The sequence below is a fragment of the Euzebya rosea genome (genome assembly GCF_003073135.1).
GTDB classification, from domain to species: domain Bacteria; phylum Actinomycetota; class Nitriliruptoria; order Euzebyales; family Euzebyaceae; genus Euzebya; species Euzebya rosea.
Window position 1 is genome coordinate 120788 of the sequence record NZ_PGDQ01000006.1, and the last position, 20006, is coordinate 140793.

Consider the following 20006-nt stretch of genomic DNA (forward strand, 5'->3'; position numbering starts at 1 on the left):
CGGGGCTGCTGCGGCAGCCCCGTCGTCGCGTTCGGCCACCCCGACGCGGGCGGCGGTGGCGTGCCCGTCCGGGCAGCCCCGCAACCGTGGCTGGACGCCGTAGCCTTGCCACATGTGCGGAATCATGGGGTACACGGGTGACGCGGATGCGCTGCCGATCATCATCGACGGCCTCGCCCGTCTGGAGTACCGGGGCTACGACTCCGCCGGGGTCGCGCTGATCGACGCCGACGGCAGCCTCGGGGTCGTCAAGCGGGCCGGGAAGCTGGCCAACCTGCAGGACGCCCTGGCGGACGGGGCGCCGACCGGTCATATCGGTGTCGGCCACACCCGGTGGGCCACCCATGGCGTGCCCAACGACACCAACGCCCACCCGCACTGCGACCCGTCGGGCACGATCGCCGTCATCCACAACGGCATCATCGAGAACTTCGCCGAGCTCAAGGCCGAGCTGATGGAGCGGCGGGGGGCGGAGTTCGTCTCCGACACCGACACCGAGGTCGTCGCCCACCTCGTCGCATCCCTGTACGAGGGATCCCTGCCTGCCGCGGTCCGGGCCGCGGTGAAGCGCCTCGACGGGCAGTTCGCCATCGCGGTCATCGACCGTCGTGACCCCGACACGATCGTGGCGACCAAGCGGTCCGCCCCGATGATCCTCGGACACCTCGAGGGGGCGTCCATGCTGTCCTCCGACGCCGCCGGGCTGATCAGCCACACCCGCGAGTGCGAGGCGCTGGAGGACGACCAGGTCGCCGTCCTGACCCCGCAGGGCATCACCGTCACCGACCTCGACGGCAACCCCACCCAGGGGCACCGCTACACCGTCGACTGGGACATCGAGGCGGCGGAGAAGCAGGGCTACGAGCACTTCATGCTCAAGGAGATCCACGAGCAGCCCCGCGCCGTCGCCGACACCCTGCTCGGCCGGCTCGACCTGGACGGCCGTGTCGTGCTGGACCGACTGGACTTCGACCCTGCCCTGCTGCGGGCCCTGGACAAGGTCTACATCGTGGCCTGCGGCACGTCCCACCACGCCGGCATGGTCGCCAAGTACGCCACGGAGCACTGGGCGAAGGTCGGCGTCGAGGCCGAGATCGCCAGCGAGTTCCGCTACCGCGACCCCATCCTCACCAAGCAGACCCTCGTCGTCGCCATCTCCCAGTCCGGTGAGACCGCCGACACGATCGCCGCCGCCGAGTACGCCCGCGCCCAGGGGGCGAAGGTGATCGCGGTCACCAACATCGTCGGGTCGACCCTTGCCCGCACCGCCGACGGGGTCATCTACACCCGTGCGGGGCTCGAGGTCGCCGTCGCGTCCACCAAGGCGTTCACCACCCAGATCATCGCCCTGTCGGTCCTGGCGCTGTTCCTCGCCCAGGAACGCCGCCAGATGTTCGCCGAGGAGTGCCGCGACATGCTGGACCGGCTCGAGGCGCTGCCCGCGCTGATGGAGCAGGTCCTGCAGGCCGAGGAGGGCATGGCCGAGCTGGCCAAGCGCTTCTCGGGCGCCGACTACTTCATGTTCATCGGCCGCCAGGTCGGGCTGCCGATCGCGCTGGAGGGGGCGCTGAAGCTCAAGGAGATCAGCTACATCCACGCCGAGGGCTTCGCCTCGGGCGAGATGAAGCACGGTCCCATCGCCCTCATCGACGACGGCGGCCCCGTCATCGCCCTGGCCACCGACGGCCACGTGAAGGCCAAGGTCGTCTCCAACATCCAGGAGGTCAAGGCCCGCGGCGCCGTCGTGCTGGCCGTGGCCACCGAGGGGGACACCGAGGTCAAGGCGCACGCCGACCACGTCGTGTACGTGCCGGACGTGCACGAGCTGCTGTACCCGGTCCTGACCGTCCTGCCGCTGCAGCTGCTCGGCTACCACATCGCCGTCGCGCTCGACCGCGACGTCGACCAGCCCCGGAACCTCGCCAAGACCGTCACCGTCGAGTAGTGCCGATCCATGGCGTGGGGATCGACCTGGTCGAGCTGTCGCGCTTCCAGCGCACCCTCGACCGGACCCCCTCGATCCGCGGGCGCCTGTTCACCCCGCTGGAGCTGGAGCGGTGCGGCGAGCGGGTCGACCGGCTTGCCGCACGGTTCGCCGCGAAGGAAGCCGTCGCCAAGGCCATGGGGACGGGCATCCGCGGCTTCGCGTTCCTGGAGATCGAGGTGACCAACGACGACCTCGGCCGGCCGTCGGCGGTGCTGCTCGGCCGTGCGGCGATCACCGCCGACCGGCTGGGGATCATCGCCGTCCACCTGTCTCTAACCACCGCCACCGAAACCGTCGCCGCCTACGCCGTCGCGGAGCGGTGAGGGTGCCGGGGCGGCCCGGGCCGTGGCGCGCCCCGAGGTTGGCGTTCGGCCACGATTGTGGTCAGGGGTGCACGGGTGCTCCGTTCGCCACAATCGTCGGCGTCGACCATTCTCGGGAGTTTGGCGTTCGGCCACGATTGTGGTCAGGGGTGCACGGGTGCTCCGTTCGCCACAATCGTCGGCGTCGACCATTCTCGGGAGTTTGGCTTCCGGCCACGATCGTGGTCCGGGGCACGGCGCGGGCTGGCGGCGGCAACGCCCCGAGCGGGTGCGAGGATGGTCGGCGATGATCGACCTGTACCTGCCCGAGGACGTCCAGGCCATGGACCGGCGTGCGTTCGCGCGTGGGGTCGACCCGGCGGCGCTGATGAACCACGCGGCCCGGCACCTGGCGCAGGGCGTGCTGGCGTTGGCCGCCGAGCGGGGGATGGGGCCGTACGGCTTGCGGGTCGTCCTGCTGTGCGGCAAGGGCAACAACGGTGGGGACGGGCTGGCTGCCGCCCGGCACCTGCAGCGTCGTGGGGTCGCCCCGACCTGCGTGCTGGTCACGCCCGAGGACCAGCTCGGCGAGGACAGCGTGCGTGAGGCCGCTGCGTTGCGACGGGCCGGCGGCCGGATCGTGTCGGTGGGTGACGCCGCGGACCTCGGCGAGGCACTCGACCGGGTCCTTCGTGACGCCGACGTGGCCGTGGACTGCCTGCTCGGGACCGGCGCGTCCGGTGAACCACGCGGACCGTTCGGCGTTGCCGTGGCGGTCCTCCGCGGCGTGCACGACCGCGGCTGTCCCGTGGTGGCCTGCGACCTGCCGACCGGGGTGGACGCCGCGACCGGCCGGGTCCCCGGGGACGCCGTCGTGGCCGACCTGACCGTCACCCTCGGCGCCCACAAACAGGGCCTGTGGCTGCACCCGGCGGCCGAACACGTCGGCCGGCTGGTCCTCGGCGAGATCGGCGTCGTCGACGACGCGGCGACCCCGGTCGCCCGTGTGCTGGAGGCGGCCGACCTGCCCGTCCTCGCCCCACCTCCCGGGCCGCGTGACCACAAGCGGACCCGCGGGGTCGTCGCGATCTACGCCGGATCCGACCGCATGGCCGGCGCCGCCATCCTGTGCGCCAGGGGGGCGCTGCGGGCCGGGGCCGGGCTGATCACCGTCGCCACGCCGCGGGCGGCGGCCGACCGGATCGCCTCCGCCGTCCCGGAGGCGATGACCATGCCGCTGCCCGATGATGTCGACGGCATCGTGGCCGGCGTGCGCGAGGCGGCCGAGAAGGCACACGTCCTGGCGATCGGGCCGGGCCTGGGACTGGCCGAGGCGACCCAGGAAGCCGTTCGCCGGCTGGTCACCGACGCCGACCGCACGGTCGTGCTCGACGCCGACGGCATCAACGCCTTCCGTGACCACACCTCGCTGCTGGAGGTCAACCGGACCGTCGACCCGGGCGGCCGTCCCGAGGGCCGGCAGCTGGTCCTGACGCCGCAGGCCAAGGAGCTCGGCCGGCTGGCGGGCACGTCGGGGCACGGCGCCCACGCCCGCCGCACCGAGACCGCCGTCGAGCAGGCCCGGCGGTTCGGCGCCACCCTCGTCGCCAAGGGACCCCGCTCGGTCGTCGCCACCGCGGACGGCCGCGTGTGGATCAACGCCACCGGCGGACCGGCGCTGGCGAGCGGTGGGACCGGCGACGTGCTGACCGGGATCACCGCGGCGCTGATGGCGCAACGTCGTGACCCCGAGAGCGTGGCGGCCGCCGTCCACCTGCACGGCCTCGCCGGCGACCTGGCTGCAGGGCACCTGTCGGCCCGTTCCACCGGCGCCAGCGACGTGGCCGACCACGTCGCGGCCGCCGCCCTCGAGCTCGGGATCTGACCTCGTGACCCCTCCCCTCCACCGTCCTGTCCGGGCCGAGATCGACCTCGACGCCATCACCAACAACGCCGCCGTGCTGAACGCCCACTCCGGCGACGCCCAGCTGATGGCCGTCGTGAAGGCCGACGGCTACGGCCACGGCGCCGTCCCGGTCGCCCGGGCCGCGCTGGACGGCGGGGCGTCCTGGCTCGGCGTGGCGCTGGTGGAGGAGGGCATCGTGCTGCGCGACGCCGGCATCACGGCCCCCGTGCTGGTGCTGTCCGAACCCCCTCCGGCAGCAGCGGCGGCCCTGCTGGACGCCGGCCTGACCCCGACGGTCTACACCCACGGCTTCGCGGCGGCCCTGACCGCGGCGGCCGGTGACCGCGTGGTCGACGTGCACCTCAAGCTCGACACGGGGATGCGCCGGGTGGGCCTGGCCGAGGAGTACTGGGAGCCCGCCTTCGCTCGCCTGGCCGCCAGCCCCTCCCTTCGCGTGGCGGGCATCTGGTCCCACCTGGCCGTGGGGGACGAGGCAGGCAACCCCTTCAACGACCTGCAGGCCGAGCGGTTCGCCCGCGGGCTGGCCATGGCCGAGGCGGCCGGCCTGCGCCCGGACCTGCGGCACCTGTGCAACTCCGGTGGGACCACGCTGTACCCCGAGCTGCACCACGACATGGTCCGCACCGGGATCGCGCTGTACGGGCTGGAGGCCGCACCCGGCGTGAAGCTGGAGGGCCTGCGGCCCGCCATGTCGATCAGGGCCGAGCTGTCGCTGGTCAAGCGCGTGCAGCCGGGGGACACCGTCTCCTACGGCCGTCGCTGGACGGCGACCGAGCCGACGGTCATCGGGACGGTGCCGGCGGGCTATGCCGACGGGATCCGACGTGGCCTTACCGGCAGGGGAGAGGTGACCCACCGCGGGCGCCGCGTCCCGATGGCGGGCACGGTGTGCATGGACCAGCTGCTGGTCGACCTCGGCCCCGATGCCGACGCCGACGCCGGCGACGACGTCTGGGTGCTCGGTGGACCGGGCCCCGACCCCGTGACCGCCGAGGACTGGGCGGCCTGGCTGGACACCATCACCTACGAGGTCACGTGCGGCATCGGCGTCCGCATCCCCCGCGTCCACCTGCCCCGCTCGGGCTGACCCGGTCGACCGGACAGCCCGACCGCGTGTCGGGTTCCGGGCCGCCCGTCGAGAACACCCGACACGCGGGCTCAGCCGGGCGTGCGGTTGCGGATGTAGCCGACCGTCTGGGCCGACGCGGCGGCCACGGGGACTGCCAGGAACGCGCCGAGGATGCCCAGCAGGAACCCGCCGGTCGCCAGCGCCATGACGATGGCGAGGGGGTGCAGCTCGAGCGCCCGGCCGAGGATCAGCGGCTGGAGCAGGTTGCCTTCCAGCGCCTGCACCGCCACGACGACGCCGATGACCAGCAGCGCCGTCCCCGGGCCGTTGGTGGCCAGGGCCACGATGGCGGCCAGGAAGCCGGAGATGCTGGCACCGACGACGGGGAACAGGCCACCGAAGAAGACGATGACGCCCAGCGGCAGCGCCAGCGGGACACCCAGCAGCCACAGGCCCAGGCCGATGAACACCGCGTCGACGACGGCCACGGCCAGCTGCCCCTGGATGTAGCCGCCGATCGTGGTCCACATGCGGTCGCCGAGGATCTCGACGTCGCGGTGCAGGGCGTGCGGGAACAGGCTCTTCACCCAGCGGCCGATGGTGGGGCCGTCCTTGAGGTAGAAGAACAGCACGATCAGCGTCAGCAGCACGCTGGTCGCGCCCTGGAAGAACGCCTGGGCCACACCGAGGGCGCTGCCCGCCGCGGCGCCCACCCCGTCGGACAACCCGGTGGAGAAGCCCTCCACCAGCTCGTCGAGGTTGATGGGGTCCAGCCCGAACGGGCCGCTGCGGAGGAACTCGTCGATCTGGGTGTAGCCGTCCATGATCGACGCGCTCAACGTGTCGAGCTGGTCGCCCACGGCCGGGACGATCAGCGCACCGATCCCGCCGATGATCCCCAGCGTCCCGAGCAGGACGATGGCGGCTGCCGCGGCCGACGGCAGGCCGATCTTCTTCAGCCGGTTCACGAACGGGTACAGGACCGCCGCCGGGAACAACGCGATCACGATGGGGATCACGACGCTCGAGAGCCGGGCGATGACCACCGCCGATGCGATGACGATGATCGTGATGCCGATCCCCGACCATGCGTAGACGCCGGCGCGGACGGTCGGTCGCTCGGTCAGCGGACGGCGCAGCAGGACCTCGGCGTCCGGCCGCTCGTCGCCGGGGTGGACCAGCGCGTCGGTGTCCTCCTTGAACACGTCCTCGCCGTCGCCGCCCGGTCCCGTCTCGCTGGCCGGGGCATGGCGACGGACACGGGCCAGCCGTGCGCGCACGGCTTCGGCGCGGCGTTCGGCGGCGGTCAGCTCCCTCTCCATCTTCCCCTCACCCGGCACGGCGGGTTCCTCTCTGCCTCGGACGCGGCGGTCGAACGGCGTCAGCTTGCCATGTGTTGGGTCAACGCGCGCGTCAGGTGTGCCAGGTCCTCGGCGTGGGACTGCTCTCGGATCGAGTGCATCGACAGCAGCGGGCTGCCGATGTCGACCGTGTGGATGCCCAGCCGGGTGGCGGTCAGCGGGCCGATGGTCGAGCCGCTGGGGGAGTCGGCGCGGTTGGTGAACGCCTGGACCGGTACGTCCGCCTCGCGACAGCGGTTGATGAACCACGCGGCGGTGCCGGCGTCGGTGGCGTAGGCCTGGTTGGCGTGGACCTTCACGACGGGGCCGCCGCCCAGGCGAGGCTGGTGGCCGGGGTCGTGGCGGTCGGCGTAGTTCGGGTGCACTGCGTGGGCGGAGTCGGCGCTGACGAGGATCGACCCGGCGAACGCCCGTGGACGGGCCTGCGGATCGGTGTCGCCGCTTGCGACCACCAAGCGGGACAGGGTGTCCTCCAGCATCGCGCCGCGGGCACCCTCGGCGCTGCCGGACCCGACCTCCTCGTGGTCGTTGCAGACCACGACCTGGGTCGCCGCGGACAGCGGCGCCTCGATGATGGCGTCGACGGCGGCGTGGCAGGACACCAGGTTGTCCTGGCGGGGCGCGAACACGAACTGGTCGTCGCGGCCACCGAGGGCGGAGGGCTGGGTGTCGGCCAGGACCAGGTCCCACGCCAGCAGCTCGTCGGCGCCGACGTGGTCGGTGACCTCCTCGATGATGGAGGCGTCCTCGGCCGCAGCGGACCAGACGGGCAGCATGTGCTGCTGCGGGTTGAGCTTCAGGCCCTCGTCGTTGACGGTCCGGTTGAGGTGGATCGCCAGGCTCGGCACGCGCAGCGGCGCGCCCGGCAGGTGGACCAGCTCGATGTCGCCGTCGCTGGTGACGACCCGGCCGGCCACGGTCAGGTCGCGGTCCAGCCACGTGTAGTGCAGCGGGCCGCCGTAGACCTCGACGGCCACCTGCCGGTAGCCGGTCCGCTGGACGTCGGCGTGGGGACGCAGGCGGTAGGTGGGCGAGTCGGTGTGGGCGCCGGCGATCCGGAAGCCGGCGTCCGCCAGCGGGGCCGTCCCGACCCGGAAGGCGATGATCGAGCCGCCATCGCGGACGACGTAGCCGGCGGTCCCGGGCTCGACGGTCCAGCGCGCCCGTTCGTCGAACGCCACGAACCCGGCGGCCTCCAACCGGGCGGCCAGTCTGGCGACCGCATGGAAGGGGGTGGGGGAGGCGTCGATGAACGCCATCAGGCCCGCCGGGTCACCCGGCCGGGACTCGTGGTGGATCCCGGCCGGACTGGCGTCGTCGTGCATCACAGGCCGCCGAGCGCGTCGTCCATCAGCTTCTCCTGCTCCAGGTCATGCACGGTGTGCGACCCGGTGGCGGGGCTGGCGGACTGGAAGCGGGTGGACCGCTTCAGCGTGGGCTTGCGGTCGGCGCCGCCGCGGGCCTCGCCGACGTCCTCGCAGGCGTTGTACAGCAGCCCGCCGACGAACGGCCACGGACCCATGTTCTCGGGCTCGTCCTGCACCCACATCACGTCGGTGGCGTTGGGGTAGGCCTTGATGGCGTCCACGACCTGCTGGTGCGGCCACGGGTACAGCTGCTCGACCCGGACGACGGCCGCCGGGGCCTGCCGCTCGTCACGGGCGGCGATCAGGTCGTGGGCGACCTTGCCCGAGCACAGGACCACACGCGTCACGTCGTCGGCGGGCGGCCCGGTCGGGTCGTCGGTCCAGACCTCCTCGAACTGCCCGTCGATGAACTGCGAGGCCGGCGAGAGGACGTGCTTGGCGCGCAGCATCGACTTCGGGGAGATGACGACGAGCGGCTTGCGCACCTCACGGTGCATCTGGCGGCGCAGCAGGTGGAACCACTGGCCGGCGTTGGAGGGTTGGGCGACCTGGATGTTGTCCTGGGCGCACAGCGTCAGCCACCGCTCGATGCGGGCCGAGGAGTGCTCGGGGCCCTGGCCCTCGTAGCCGTGGGGCAGCAGCACGACGAGGCCGGAGCTCTCGCCCCACTTGTCCTCCGCCGCCGTGATGAACTGGTCGATGATGACCTGGGCGCCGTTGGAGAAGTCGCCGAACTGCGCTTCCCACATCGTCAGCGCCTCGGGCCGGACCACGGAGTAGCCGTACTCGAACCCGAGCGCGCCGAACTCGTGCAGCGGCGAGTCGTAGATCATGAACTGGCCGTGCTCGTCCTCCTCGTGGCCGGGGAGGTTGCGCAGCGGGATGTACTCCGAGCCGTCGGTGTGGTCGATCAGCACCGAGTGGCGCTGGCTGAACGTCCCGCGGCGGGAGTCCTGGCCGGCGAAGCGGACGCTGATGCCCTCCTGGACGAGGGTGCCCAGGGCGAGCATCTCCGCGGTCGGCCAGTCGACGCTGTCCTGGGCGAGCTGCTCGGCACGACGGCTGAGCAGCTTGGCCAGCTTGGGGTGCGGCGAGAAGTCGTCGGGCCAGGTCGTGAGGGCCTTGGTGATCTGCTGGAGGCGGTCCAGCGGCACACCGGTGTGGACGTGCGGCAGCACGCCGACGACCGTCGGCGTCGGGGGCAGCTCGTTGGTCTCCGGCTTGGAGCCCCTCGTCTGGTTCAGCGCGGACTCCAGCGTGTCCTGGAACCGCTCCAGCGCCTGCTCCGCCTCCTCCAGCGTCAGGTCACCGCGGTTGACGAGCTCCTCGGTGTAGACCTTGCGGACGCTGCGACGGTTGCGGATCGCCTCGTACATGATCGGCTGGGTGAACGCGGGCTCGTCGCCCTCGTTGTGCCCGTGACGGCGGTAGCAGATCATGTCCACGACAACGTCGCGGTGGAAGCGCTGGCGGTACGCCAGGGCCATCTCGACCACGCGGACGCAGGCCTCGGGGTCGTCGCCGTTCACGTGGATGATCGGCGCGGCGACCATCTTGGCGACGTCGGTGGCGTACTCCGAGGACCGGCTGTGGTGCGGGGCGGTCGTGAAGCCCAGCTGGTTGTTGACCACGATGTGGACGGTGCCACCGGTCTGGTAGCCCTTCAGCTGGGACATGCCGAGGGTCTCGGCCACGACGCCCTGGCCGGCGAAGGCCGCGTCACCGTGGATGAGGATCGGCAGGATCGGCCCGTGGTTCGGCGGGTGCTGGCGCTGGTCCTGCTTGGCGCGGACCATGCCCTCCACGACCGGGTCGACGGCCTCGAGGTGGCTGGGGTTGGCCGCCAGCGACACGGGCAGCTCGCCGCCGTTGGGGGAGCGGTGCAGGCCGCGCGAACCGAGGTGGTACTTGACGTCGCCGGACCCCTGGACGGAGTCGCCGGGGATGTCACCCTCGAACTCGGAGAAGATCTTGTCGTAGGACTTGCGGAGGATGTTGGCCAGCACGTTCAGGCGGCCGCGGTGGGCCATGCCGATCACGGCTTCCTGCAGGCCCTCGTCGGCGGCGGCGGACAGCAGCGCGTCGAGCATCGGGATCAGCGACTCCGACCCCTCCAGGGAGAAGCGCTTCTGGCCCAGGTACTTGGTGCCGAGGAACCGCTCGAAGGCCTCGGCCTCGTTGAGCATGTCCATGATGCGCCGCTGCGACTCGGCGCTGACGGAGGTCTTGACCCCCTCGACGCGCTCCTGGAACCACTCCTTCTGCTCCGGGTCGGAGATGTGCATGTACTCGATGCCGACGGTGCGGCAGTACGCGTCGCGCAGGACACCCAGCAGGTTGCCGAGCGTCATCCGCTCCTTGCCGGCGATCCCGTCGGTGTAGAACTCGCGGTCCAGGTCCCAGATGGTCAGGCCGTAGGTGGCCGGGTCCAGCTCGGGGTGCACGGCCCGGAAGGTGTGCTGCAGTGGGTTGAGGTGGGCGATCAGGTGACCGCGGACCCGGTACATGTTGGTCAGCTTCTGCACCGCGATCTGCTTGGCAGCGGCGGCGGCCGGGTCGTTGACGACACGGGTGGAGTTGTCGGTGCGCCAGCGGACCGGCTCGTAGGGGATCTTCAGGGAGTCGAAGATCTCGTCGTAGAAGCCCTCCTCGCCCAGCAGGCAGTGCTCCATGGACCGCAGGAACATGCCGGACTCGGCGCCCTGGATGACCCGGTGGTCGTAGGTGGAGGTCATCGTGATGACCTTGCCGATTCCCAGGTCGGCCAGCGTCCGCGGGTCGGAGCCCTTGAACTGGGAGGGGTAGTCGATCGCGCCGACACCGATGATGGCCGACTGGCCCTTCATCAGGCGGGGGACCGAGCCGACCGTGCCGAGGCCACCCGGGTTGGTCAGGGTGGCGGTGGTGCCCTCGAACATCTCCGGGGTCAGCTTGTTGGCCATGACGGCCCGCACCATCTCCTCGTAGGCACGCCAGTACTCGGCGAAGTCCATGGTGTCGACCTGCTTGATGCTGGGGACCAGCAGGACACGGCCGCCCTTGCGCTCGACGTCGACGGCCAGGCCCATGGCGAAGTGCTCGGGCTGGTGCACGTACGGCGTGCCGTCGGCGTCCTCGTGGTAGCTCTTGGTCATCGCCCGGTTGGCGACCATGGCCTTGACCATGGCCCAGCCGATGAGGTGGGTGAAGCTGACCTTGCCGCCGCGGGTGCGCTTGAGCTGGTTGTTGAGGATCCGGCGGTTGACCTCGAGCAGCTTGGCGGGCACCTCGCGGAACGACGTGGCGGTGGGGACCGTCAGCGAGGTCTGCATGTTCTCCGCGATGGCGGCGGAGACCCCGCGGATCTTCTGGGCGCCTTCGGGGATCTCGACCTCGACGGCGTCCTTGTCCTCGGACGTGTCCTTGTCCTTGGTCGCGGGGGCGGCGGCCTGCGGGGCAGCGGCCGGCGCGGTCGTCGCACCGTTGCCCTGCGGCGCCGGACGCGTCGCGGGGATCGCGCCGTGGGGCGGCACGTAGTCGCTGAAGAAGTCGTGCCAGCTCTCGGGCACGCTGCCCGGGTCGGCAAGGTAGTCGCGGTACAGCTCCTCGACGATCCAGCTGTTCGCACCGAACGAGTCAGCACCGGAGGAAGGGGAGGGCGCGTCCGCGCGGGAGGCCGTGTCGGCCATTGTCAGGTCACCACCTGGGTAGGGAAGGCAGTCTTCGACCGGCATCGTATCGGCCCCGACCACCTGCGACCCACCGCGGGAGGGACCGGAAGGGCAATCAGCCGGACCGGTCGGTGGCGGAGTGCTGGGCCGCCCACGTCGCCATCGCGATGCCGCTGGCCACACCGGCGTTGATCGATCGGGTCGAGCCGACCTGCGGGATGTGCAGGACGGCCTCCACGTGGATGCGTGCCTCGGGTGACAGGCCGGGGCCCTCCTGGCCGAAGACCATCAGGCATCGTTCGGGGAGTGGTTCGGTCAGCAGCGAGCGCGAGCCCGGCAGGTTGTCGATGCCGATCAGCGTCAGGTCGTGGTCGGCGGCGTACCGGCGCAGCCCCTCGAACCGGTCGTGGTGGTGCACCTCGAGGTAGCGGTCGGTGACCATCGCCCCGCGCTTGTTCCACTGCCGCTTGCCGACGATGTGGACACCGCCGGCCCCGAAGGCGTTGGCGGTGCGGACGACGGTGCCGATGTTGAGGTCGTGGCGCCAGTTCTCGATCGCGACGTGGAACGGCCGGGCCGTGGCGGCGAGGTCCGCGCGGATCGCCTCGACCGTCCAGTAGCGGTAGCGGTCGGCGACGTTGCGCCGGTCACCGCCGGCCAGCAGCGCCGGGTCGTAGCGGTCGTCGGTCGGCCGGGGTTCGGGATGGGGGCCCACGCCGACCTCGTGCTCGGGATCGGCGCCACGCATCCGGTGGGTCTCGCAGTCCCACTCGTCGGCAAGGACACCCCAGGCGAGGGTGTCGTCGATGCCGAGGCCCTCGGTCCAGCGGTCCTGACGTGCCCGGGTCTCCCGCTTGACCCCGAGCCGCCTGGCCAGGGCCGTCGCGGCGGTGTTGCTGCCGGCGGCGGCCGCCTGGACGCGCCGCAGTCCGAGCCCGCCGTCGGCCTGGGCGGTCAGGGCGAGGGACACGAGCCGCGGGGCGACGTGGCCGGCGATCCCGTGCCGTCGGGCCGGCCCCGAGACGGTGATCGACCCCCGGCCGGCGTGGGTGGCGGTGTCGATGCGCACGTGGAAGGCCCCGACGACCTCACCGTCGTCGAGCGCGATCTGCCCGGCGGCGGCATCCCTGCCGACGTGGTCGGCCACGATCCGAACACGACCGACGGCCACCGGCGCGAGGGGCGCATCCGGCGGCGTCCACGGATCGGGGGTGCGGCTGGCGATGCCCGGAACGGTAGCGGCCCGCCCCGCCTCCCCTCCTCGTCCCGATCGTCACCCCAGCGGATGGAATCGACTCCGGATCCGGCCGCGGCGTGGTCGGTTGGAGTCCATTCCGTCGCGCCGAACGCCGCTGACCTGCGTTCACCTCGGAGGGTGATCGGCCGTCGGAGGCGATTCCGTCGGGATCGGAGGCGATTCCATCGGGGGAGGGGCCGGCGAGGGCCTACGGTATGGGCCATGCGTGCGTTCCTGTCCCGGTGGCGAACCGAGCTGCTCCTCTTCGCGCTGGTCCTCGTGGCCACCGCCCCGACGGTGCAGCTGCTGATGGCCCACCAGGCCTCGCGGCTGGCGCTCACCGCGGCCATGTGGGACGACGGCACCGTGCAGATCGACGAGTACGGGCCCGGGCTGCTGCAGGGCCTCGGGCCACGCGACTCCGGGGGGATCCTCTCGGTGGACTACGCCGAGCGGGAGGGGCACCTGTACTCCGACAAGGCGCCCGGCCAGCCGCTGCTCGCCACGCCCTTCTACGGCTTGGCTCGCGCGGTCGGCGCCGAACCGGGGGTGGAGGAGCGGTACTTCGACAACTACACGCTCTGGTGGACGTCGCTGTGGTCGGCGGCCATCCCCGCGGCCGTCCTGGCCGTGATGATGCGACGCTTCGCCCTGCGGGTCACCGGCGACCCGCGCGCGGCCACGATCGCCGCCGTCGGCATGTCCCTGTCGACCCTGCTGCTGCCCTTCGCCACGGTCCTGTTCAGCCACGTCCTGGCTGCCGCCCTCGGCTACGCCGCCTACCTCGCCGCCCGCGACCCCGACGCCCCGACCGTCCGGCTGGCGGCCGCCGGGCTGCTCGGCGGCATGGCCGTGGTCTCGGAGTACACGACCGGGATCATCGTGCTCGTCGTCGGGGTGCTGGTCCTGATCCGCCACCGTGCGGGCGCGCTTGCCTACGTCGCCGGCGGGCTGCCCGCCGTCGCCGTCCTGACGGTCTACAACGCCATCACGTGGGGCGATCCGCTGGAGTTCAGCTACAGCAACTCCGGGTCGTTCCAGCAGTTCCATGAGCAGGGCCTGTTCGGCATCCGCGTCCCCGACCCCGGCCTGACCGTGCAGGTCCTGATGGGCGAACGGGGGCTGCTGACCCTCACCCCCGTCGTGCTGGTCGGTGTGATCGGCCTGGTCATGCTGGCCCGCCAGCGACGCACCCGCGAGGTGGCCGTCGTCGGACTGGTCGTCTTCGCCGCGTTCGTGGCCGTCCAGGGCGGCTGGTTCAGCGTCACCGCCGGTGCCGCCCCCGGTCCCCGCTACGTCGTCCCTGCCCTGCCGTTCGTCGCGGTCGGCGTCGCCCGTGCGTGGAGGTGGAGTCGCGCCGCCGTCGTGCTGGCGATCGTCGTCGGGGCCATCCCGATGTTCGCCGCCATCTTCACCAACCCGCTGGCCCAGCCGACCGAGACCTTCGCTGCCGGCCACTGGCTGTGGCGAATCGCCGAGGGACGGTTCGGCCAGAACCTGTTCACGCCGTGGCTCGGTGCCCCGTGGGGCCAGCTCGTCCAGCTCGCCGGCACCCTCATCGTGCTGGACCTCGTGTGGAACGCCACGGTGAAGGACGCGCCCGCCGGGGACGCCCCGGCGGTGGTGGACCCCATCGCCGTCACCACCGACGGCGACGCCGAGGTCAGCCCAGCCGACCGCTGATCGCGTCGGCCAGCCGGCCCGGCGCACCGTCGTCGGACTGGATGAACAACGACGGCTCGGTCAGCTCGACCTCCAGCACCATGGGGCCGTCCGGCCCCTCCAGCAGGTCCACACGGGCGTACAGCAGGGTGCCGAAGCGGCCGGTGAGGTGCGCCATCACCGCGTCGCCGACGGCATGGTCCGCCGTCGTCGGGATGCGCGGGTCGATGGTCTCCTGGGCGAACAGCTCCGTCGTCGGTGCCGCCCCGGACTCCAGCAGCGGTCCCTTGCGGATGGCGTGGGAGAACCGGCCGCCCAGGTACAGCAGCGCCGTCTCGCCGTGGTCGTCCACGGTGTCGACGTAGGGCTGGACCATGACCTCGCGGCCGGCGGCCAGCAGCCGCTCGGCGTGGGCGCTGGCCACCGCGTCGTCGCGGCCGGCCAGGTACCGGGCGGTGTCCCGCGACCCCGCCGACACGGTCGGCTTGACGACGTACTCACCGCTGGTCGGCAGGACCGGGGCGTCGTGCGGGGCCAGGAACGTCGTCGGCACGATCGGCACGTCGTGCCTGGCGAGCTCGGCCAGGTAGCGCTTGTCGGTGTTCCACTCCACGACCTCGGGCGGGTTCAGCACCGTGGTGACGGTGTCGGCGCGACGGACCCACGTCATGAACTCCACGAGGCGTTCGGCGTAGTCCCACGTCCCGCGCAGCACGACCAGGTCGAAGCCCGACCAGTCGATCGACGGATCGTCCCAGACGGCCGGGACCGGCTCGATGCCGCGGTCGCGCAGCGGGTCGAGGACCAGCCGCTCGGGCGCCTCGAGGTCGGGGAAGTCCGCGCAGGTGGCCAGCGCCACCCGCGCGATCCGGTCCCGCATCATCGGTCGGACTCCACGTCCGTGTCGGGACGGTGGGCGATGCGGTGGGCCCACCACAGCAACGGCAGCTGCAGGGGCACGCGCAGCCACGCCGCCGCCGCGCTGCCGGCGAACCCGGGCAGGCCCGGATAGCCGCCACGCAGGGCCGCGTCGATGTTGGCCGGCCACACGGCGAGGAACAGCCAGAAGGCCACTCGCCCGCCCAGCCGGCGGGTGCGGGGGGCCAGCAGCATGGCGCCGGCGGCCACCTCGACCACCCCCGAGGCGTAGGTCAGCGGGCGTCGGGACTCCTCCGGCAGCGCCCGCGGGATGATGCTGTCGAAGGGCTTGGGCGAGACGAAGTGGAGGGTGCCGACGCCCAGCAGGACCCCGCCGAGGAGGAGCGCCCTCGCCGGTCCGCGCAGCAGCGACCTCACGGGTACATCGCCTCGACGTCCAGCAGCCCGCCGCCCAGCTCGAAGTCCCTGGCCGCTGCGGCGCGCAGGTCGGCGTCGGCGAGGTAGTCCAGGCTGGCCTGGGCCATCGCGACGGCCCCGTCGATGACGCCGTTGTCGGCCTCCTCGGTGACGGCCGCGGCGGCGAAGTCGCTGGTGTGCAGCGGTGTGCCGAACGGGGCGATGCCGAGCAGCGGGTGGATGCTGGGCACGCGGACGCTGAGGTTGCCGAGGTCCGTCGAACCGGTCATCGACTCGGGAAGCAGCCCCTTGGGGATCACCGGGCGACCGCGCTTGGCGGCAGCGACGGCGTAGCGCTCGGTCAGCGGGCCGTTGAGGCGCGTGGGCAGGTAGACGGGGGTGACGTCCCAGATGATCTCCACGCCGCAACCGGTCTGCTGCGCGGCGCCCTCGAAGATCGCCTCGGCCCGCTTCGACAGCTCCTCCAGCGTGCTGGGTTCGGCGGAGCGCAGGTAGAACTCCAGCGCGGCCCGCTGCGGGACGATGTTGGGCTTCTGGCCGCCGTCGGTGATGATCCCGTGGACCCGGTCGGTGGGCAGCATGTGCTGGCGCAGCTGGCCCATGCCGGTGTAGGCCTGCACGGCCGCGTCGAGGGCGTTGCGGCCCATGAACGGCAGGGCCGAGGCGTGGGCGGCCATGCCCGTGTAGACGACCTGGACGGTCCGCACGCCGATGAACGGGTGGTCGGCGATGTCGGCGAAGAACGGGTGCAGCATCACGACGGCGTCGACGTCGTCGAAGCCGCCGGCGCGGGCGATCCTCTCCTTGCCGCCGCCGCCCTCCTCGGCAGGGGTGCCGATCAGCTGGACGCGCCCGCCGGTCCGCTCCACGACGGCCGCAGCGCCCAGGAAGGCCCCGACCGCGGTGGCGCAGATGACGTTGTGGCCGCAGCCGTGCCCGATGTCGGGCAGGGCGTCGTACTCCGCCAGGATGGCGACGGTCGGACCGCCCTCCTCCCCAGCGGAGGCCAGCAGCGCGGTGTCGAGGTCCCACGCGGGCCGGGTCACGCCGTAGCCACGGTCGGCCACGAACGCGTCGACCGCTGCGGCGCTGTAGTGCTCCTCGTAGCACAGCTCCGGGTGGGCGTGGATGTCGTGGGACAGCCCGATCAGGTCCTCGCGCATGGCCTCGATGGCGGCCTCGGCGGCGTCGGCGACGTCCGCGGGCGCCCCCACGAAGGGTGAGTCGGGTCGGGGATGGCTCGCCATGTCCTGTGCGGCGGTGAAGATCCGCTCGAGGTACTCGGCGTAGTCGGGTGCGGTGGGTTCGATCACGGCGGCGAGGCTACCGCTCGGCCGTCATCGGCCGCGGGTCAGCTTGCGGACGACCACCCAGAGCAGGACGACCCCGGAGATGGCGAGGATGTCCTCGCCGTGGAGCGCGACGACCGGGACCAGCGGGCCGGGGCCGGTCACAGGCCGCCCAGCTGCATCCACGCCCCGCCGAGCAGCAGGACGGCGATCGTCGCCCGGGCGAACAACGTGACCGCGCCGAGCTGTCCCTCGGTTCGCACGACGTCAGCGGCACGGCGCTGGGCAACCACGACGCCCAGCACGTGACCCGCCAGGAACGGCACGATCTGCAGGATCGTGATGGCGGCGACCGGCAGCGGCTCGAGGTTGACCAGGTCGCCGCGCTGGCCGAGGAGGTCCGCGCCCGTCCCGAACGGGTCGGACAGCCAGATCGGGATGCCCTGACCCTCGATCAGCAGGATCGACAGGTAGTGGGAGACCACCCAGCCGCCGGCGACGGCGACGAACGCCGGGCCGAGGTGACCGCGGCCGCTGGAGCCGCGGATGGCCCCGTACAGCAGCACGATCACGCCGACCAGCACGGCCGGCCCGAGGGCCTCGCGAGCCGACTGGCTGATCGCCAGGTCGTGCCACCACTCGGTCTCGAGGACCAGGTCGACCAGGCTCCAGCCGATGAGGATCGCCGAGGTCCACCGCAGGGGGTCGGTGTCGTCGACGGCGGTCAGCCGAGCGGTGGGGCCCCCGTCGCCGGGGCGCAGGAGGCCCAGCGTGCGGCTCATCACGGTCACCGACTCCGTCCGTGCCAGCCAGGCCGGCCCGAACCGTGCCGTGGCCAGCACGTGCACCGCGACGTAGACCACGACGATCACCGTGAAGGCGAGGGGCGTCAGGTTGGTCAGCAGCTGCAGGTACGCCCACAGCGTCATCAGCACGACCATGGCGACGGTGCTGGTCCGGGCCGGCAGCGGGGCCTCGGCGGGGGTGTCGCCGGCCAGGGTCCGCAGGGTCCTGCTGGTCGCCGCCACCGGGTCGATGACGGGCCACCAGCCGCCGGCCAGCAGGCTGGTGAGCGCGACGAACCCCCAGCCGAGGGTCAGCACGGCCACGTCGGTCAGGTTCGTCGCCGGGTCCGTCGGGCCGAGCGCCGACAGGACGACGGTCAGCACCAGCAGGACCAGCCCGATCACGTTGCCGGTGCCGGCCAGCGACGCCTTCGACAGCGGCAGCGACGCCCACGGGATCGACAGCCCGTCGATGGTGCCGGTGGCGTGGGTCCCCTCCCCGATGCGGGTCGCCGCGCGACGGGTGCCCACGGCGTTGACGGCCAGGAACGCCGCCAGCAGGGCGGTGAGGATCAGGGTCAACGGGACGGCACCGACGGACGCCGGCAGGGCATGGGCGAGGAGGGGGACGGGCACGTGGCCAGTCTTGCACCCCGTGACGGACCCGCCCGGCGGGGGACCGCGCCCTTGGCGTCGGGCCCGAGAACGTGTACACCGCGCCCATGAGCCACGACCCGCTGCGCTACCAGTCCGGCTTCGGCAACGAGTTCGAGTCCGAGGCGGTGCCCGGCGCGTTGCCCCGCGGTCGCAACAACCCGCAGGTGCCACCGTTGGGGCTGTACACCGAGCAGCTGTCGGGGACTGCCTTCACCGTGCCCAACGACCGCAACCGCCGGACGTGGATGTACCGGATCCGCCCGTCGGTGCGGCACGCCTGGCGGTTCACCCCCGCGCCCGACCACCTGATCCGCAGCGCCCCCTGCCGCGAGCAGGACCCGCCCATCGGGCAGCTGCGCTGGAACCCGCCGCCATGGCCCGACGAGCCGACGACGTTCCTGACCGGCCTGCGGACCGTCGCGACCAACGGCGACGCGCACACCCAGACGGGCATGGCCGCCCACGTCTACATGGCGACCGAGTCCATGGACCACCAGTACTTCCACTGCGCCGACGGCGAGATGATGGTCGTGCCGCAGGAGGGACGGCTGCGCTTCCGGACCGAGTGCGGGGTGCTCGAGATCGGGGTCGGCGAGATCGCCGTCATGCCGCGCGGCATGGTGTTCGCCGTCGACCTGCTCGACGACCGTGCCCGTGGGTACGTGTGCGAGAACTACGGGACGCTGCTGGAGCTGCCCGAACGTGGCCCCATCGGCGCCAACGGGCTGGCCAACCCGCGGGACTTCCTGTCGCCGGTGGCCGCCTACGAGGACACCGACGAGGCCGGCGAGCTGTACGTGAAGTTCGACGGCAAGCTGTTCGTCGTCGAGACCGACCACTCGCCGCTGGACGTCGTCGCCTGGCACGGCAACCACGTCCCCTACAGCTACGACCTGCGGAAGTTCAACACGATGGGGTCGATCAGCTACGACCACCCCGACCCGTCGATCTTCACGGTGCTGACCTCGCCGTCACCCGATCCCGGCGTGGCCAACATCGACTTCGTGATCTTCGGCGACCGCTGGCTGGTGGCCGACGACACGTTCCGCCCGCCCTGGTACCACAAGAACATCATGAGCGAGTTCATGGGGATCCTCTACGGCGTGTACGACGCCAAGGAGGAGGGGTTCGCGCCCGGCGGGATGAGCCTGCACAACATGTACTTCCCGCACGGCCCCGACCACGACGCCTGGCTGAAGGCCACCCAGCACGACCTGTCCCCGCAGAAGCTGACCGACACGATGTCGTTCATGTTCGAGAGCCGGTATCCGTTGATCCCGACGGGGTGGGCCGGACGGATCCCCGCGCTGCAGGACGACTACCCCAGCGTCTGGCACAGCCTCGAGCGGCACTTCGACCCTCCCACGGGCTGACCCCGAGGTCGTCCTCGCGAAGGACGACACCCATCGGGATGTCC

Annotated in this window: 14 protein-coding genes and 1 pseudogene; 6 read left to right on the forward strand and 9 right to left on the reverse strand. The window is 72.0% G+C overall.

Going from position 1 to position 20006, the window contains the following annotated elements:
• Positions 1-112: 112 nt before the first annotated feature.
• From glmS to alr, 4 genes are all read left to right on the forward strand, one after another.
• Complete coding sequence (glmS, locus tag CUC05_RS09640) at positions 113-1945, forward strand: glutamine--fructose-6-phosphate transaminase (isomerizing) (protein WP_108665895.1); 1833 nt, start codon at positions 113-115, stop codon at positions 1943-1945.
• Positions 1945-2310 (forward strand): holo-ACP synthase, encoded by a 366-nt coding sequence (gene acpS / locus CUC05_RS09645; protein WP_205712238.1) that lies wholly within the window; start codon positions 1945-1947, stop codon positions 2308-2310. Before glmS ends, acpS begins: the two co-directional genes overlap by 1 nt.
• Before the next feature lie 286 nt (positions 2311-2596).
• Positions 2597-4174 (forward strand): NAD(P)H-hydrate dehydratase, encoded by a 1578-nt coding sequence (locus CUC05_RS09650; protein WP_108665896.1) that lies wholly within the window; start codon positions 2597-2599, stop codon positions 4172-4174.
• Between the two features lie 4 nt (positions 4175-4178).
• Positions 4179-5303, forward strand: coding sequence for an alanine racemase (gene alr, locus CUC05_RS09655; RefSeq protein ID WP_205712239.1), 1125 nt, complete (start codon positions 4179-4181; stop codon positions 5301-5303).
• A gap of 71 nt (positions 5304-5374) precedes the next feature.
• Here the strand turns inward: alr and CUC05_RS09660 are convergent, their stop codons facing one another.
• From CUC05_RS09660 to CUC05_RS26115, 5 genes and pseudogenes are all read right to left on the reverse strand, one after another.
• Positions 5375-6607 carry an AI-2E family transporter gene (locus tag CUC05_RS09660; protein ID WP_108665897.1) on the reverse strand — a complete coding sequence of 411 codons (1233 nt, stop codon included), beginning with the start codon at positions 6605-6607 and terminating at the stop codon, positions 5375-5377.
• Positions 6608-6666: 59 nt separating this feature from the next.
• Positions 6667-7971 carry a M18 family aminopeptidase gene (locus tag CUC05_RS09665; RefSeq protein ID WP_108665898.1) on the reverse strand — a complete coding sequence of 435 codons (1305 nt, stop codon included), beginning with the start codon at positions 7969-7971 and terminating at the stop codon, positions 6667-6669.
• Positions 7971-11681, reverse strand: a complete 3711-nt coding sequence (locus CUC05_RS09670; protein WP_108665899.1) for a multifunctional oxoglutarate decarboxylase/oxoglutarate dehydrogenase thiamine pyrophosphate-binding subunit/dihydrolipoyllysine-residue succinyltransferase subunit — start codon at positions 11679-11681, stop codon at positions 7971-7973. The genes CUC05_RS09665 and CUC05_RS09670 overlap by 1 nt, the downstream gene beginning before the upstream one ends.
• A 97-nt stretch (positions 11682-11778) precedes the next feature.
• Entirely contained in the window at positions 11779-12411 is a 633-nt protein-coding gene (locus tag CUC05_RS26110; protein ID WP_108666143.1) for a TrmH family RNA methyltransferase, read from the reverse strand.
• 123 nt (positions 12412-12534) lie between these two features.
• Positions 12535-12834, reverse strand: a pseudogene (locus CUC05_RS26115) (hypothetical protein); the annotation flags it as partial.
• A 288-nt stretch (positions 12835-13122) separates the two neighbouring features.
• Here CUC05_RS26115 and CUC05_RS09680 point away from each other — a divergent pair.
• On the forward strand, positions 13123-14583 hold the full coding sequence (locus tag CUC05_RS09680; protein ID WP_108665900.1) for a hypothetical protein: 1461 nt from the start codon (positions 13123-13125) through the stop codon (positions 14581-14583).
• Here the strand turns inward: CUC05_RS09680 and CUC05_RS09685 are convergent.
• The 4 genes from CUC05_RS09685 to CUC05_RS09700 all read right to left on the reverse strand — a co-directional run bounded on the left by CUC05_RS09685 (position 14564) and on the right by CUC05_RS09700 (position 18568).
• Positions 14564-15445, reverse strand: coding sequence for an ATP-grasp domain-containing protein (locus CUC05_RS09685; RefSeq protein WP_108665901.1), 882 nt, complete (start codon positions 15443-15445; stop codon positions 14564-14566). The two genes, CUC05_RS09680 and CUC05_RS09685, sit on opposite strands and share 20 nt — an antisense overlap.
• Complete coding sequence (locus CUC05_RS09690) at positions 15442-15858, reverse strand: DoxX family protein (RefSeq protein WP_108665902.1); 417 nt, start codon at positions 15856-15858, stop codon at positions 15442-15444. The genes CUC05_RS09685 and CUC05_RS09690 overlap by 4 nt, the downstream gene beginning before the upstream one ends.
• Positions 15855-17171, reverse strand: a complete 1317-nt coding sequence (locus CUC05_RS09695; protein WP_108665903.1) for a M20 family metallopeptidase — start codon at positions 17169-17171, stop codon at positions 15855-15857. The genes CUC05_RS09690 and CUC05_RS09695 overlap by 4 nt, the downstream gene beginning before the upstream one ends.
• Positions 17172-17308: 137 nt before the next feature.
• Positions 17309-18568, reverse strand: a complete 1260-nt coding sequence (locus CUC05_RS09700) for a hypothetical protein (RefSeq protein ID WP_108665904.1) — start codon at positions 18566-18568, stop codon at positions 17309-17311.
• 86 nt (positions 18569-18654) lie between these two features.
• Here CUC05_RS09700 and hmgA point away from each other — a divergent pair, with 86 nt between their 5' ends.
• Positions 18655-19962, forward strand: a complete 1308-nt coding sequence (gene hmgA, locus CUC05_RS09705; protein WP_108665905.1) for a homogentisate 1,2-dioxygenase — start codon at positions 18655-18657, stop codon at positions 19960-19962.
• Positions 19963-20006 lie beyond the last annotated feature (44 nt).

Coding starts and splice junctions, on each gene's coding strand:
- hmgA (WP_108665905.1), top strand. CDS start 18,655: ATGAGCCACGACCCGCTGCGCTACCAGTCCGGCTTCGGCAACGAGTTC.
- glmS (WP_108665895.1), top strand. CDS start 113: ATGTGCGGAATCATGGGGTACACGGGTGACGCGGATGCGCTGCCGATC.
- CUC05_RS09650 (WP_108665896.1), top strand. CDS start 2,597: ATGATCGACCTGTACCTGCCCGAGGACGTCCAGGCCATGGACCGGCGT.
- CUC05_RS26110 (WP_108666143.1), bottom strand. CDS start 12,411: ATGCGTGGCGCCGATCCCGAGCACGAGGTCGGCGTGGGCCCCCATCCC.
- CUC05_RS09660 (WP_108665897.1), bottom strand. CDS start 6,607: ATGGAGAGGGAGCTGACCGCCGCCGAACGCCGCGCCGAAGCCGTGCGC.
- CUC05_RS09670 (WP_108665899.1), bottom strand. CDS start 11,681: ATGGCCGACACGGCCTCCCGCGCGGACGCGCCCTCCCCTTCCTCCGGT.
- CUC05_RS09680 (WP_108665900.1), top strand. CDS start 13,123: ATGCGTGCGTTCCTGTCCCGGTGGCGAACCGAGCTGCTCCTCTTCGCG.
- CUC05_RS09665 (WP_108665898.1), bottom strand. CDS start 7,971: ATGCACGACGACGCCAGTCCGGCCGGGATCCACCACGAGTCCCGGCCG.
- CUC05_RS09685 (WP_108665901.1), bottom strand. CDS start 15,445: ATGATGCGGGACCGGATCGCGCGGGTGGCGCTGGCCACCTGCGCGGAC.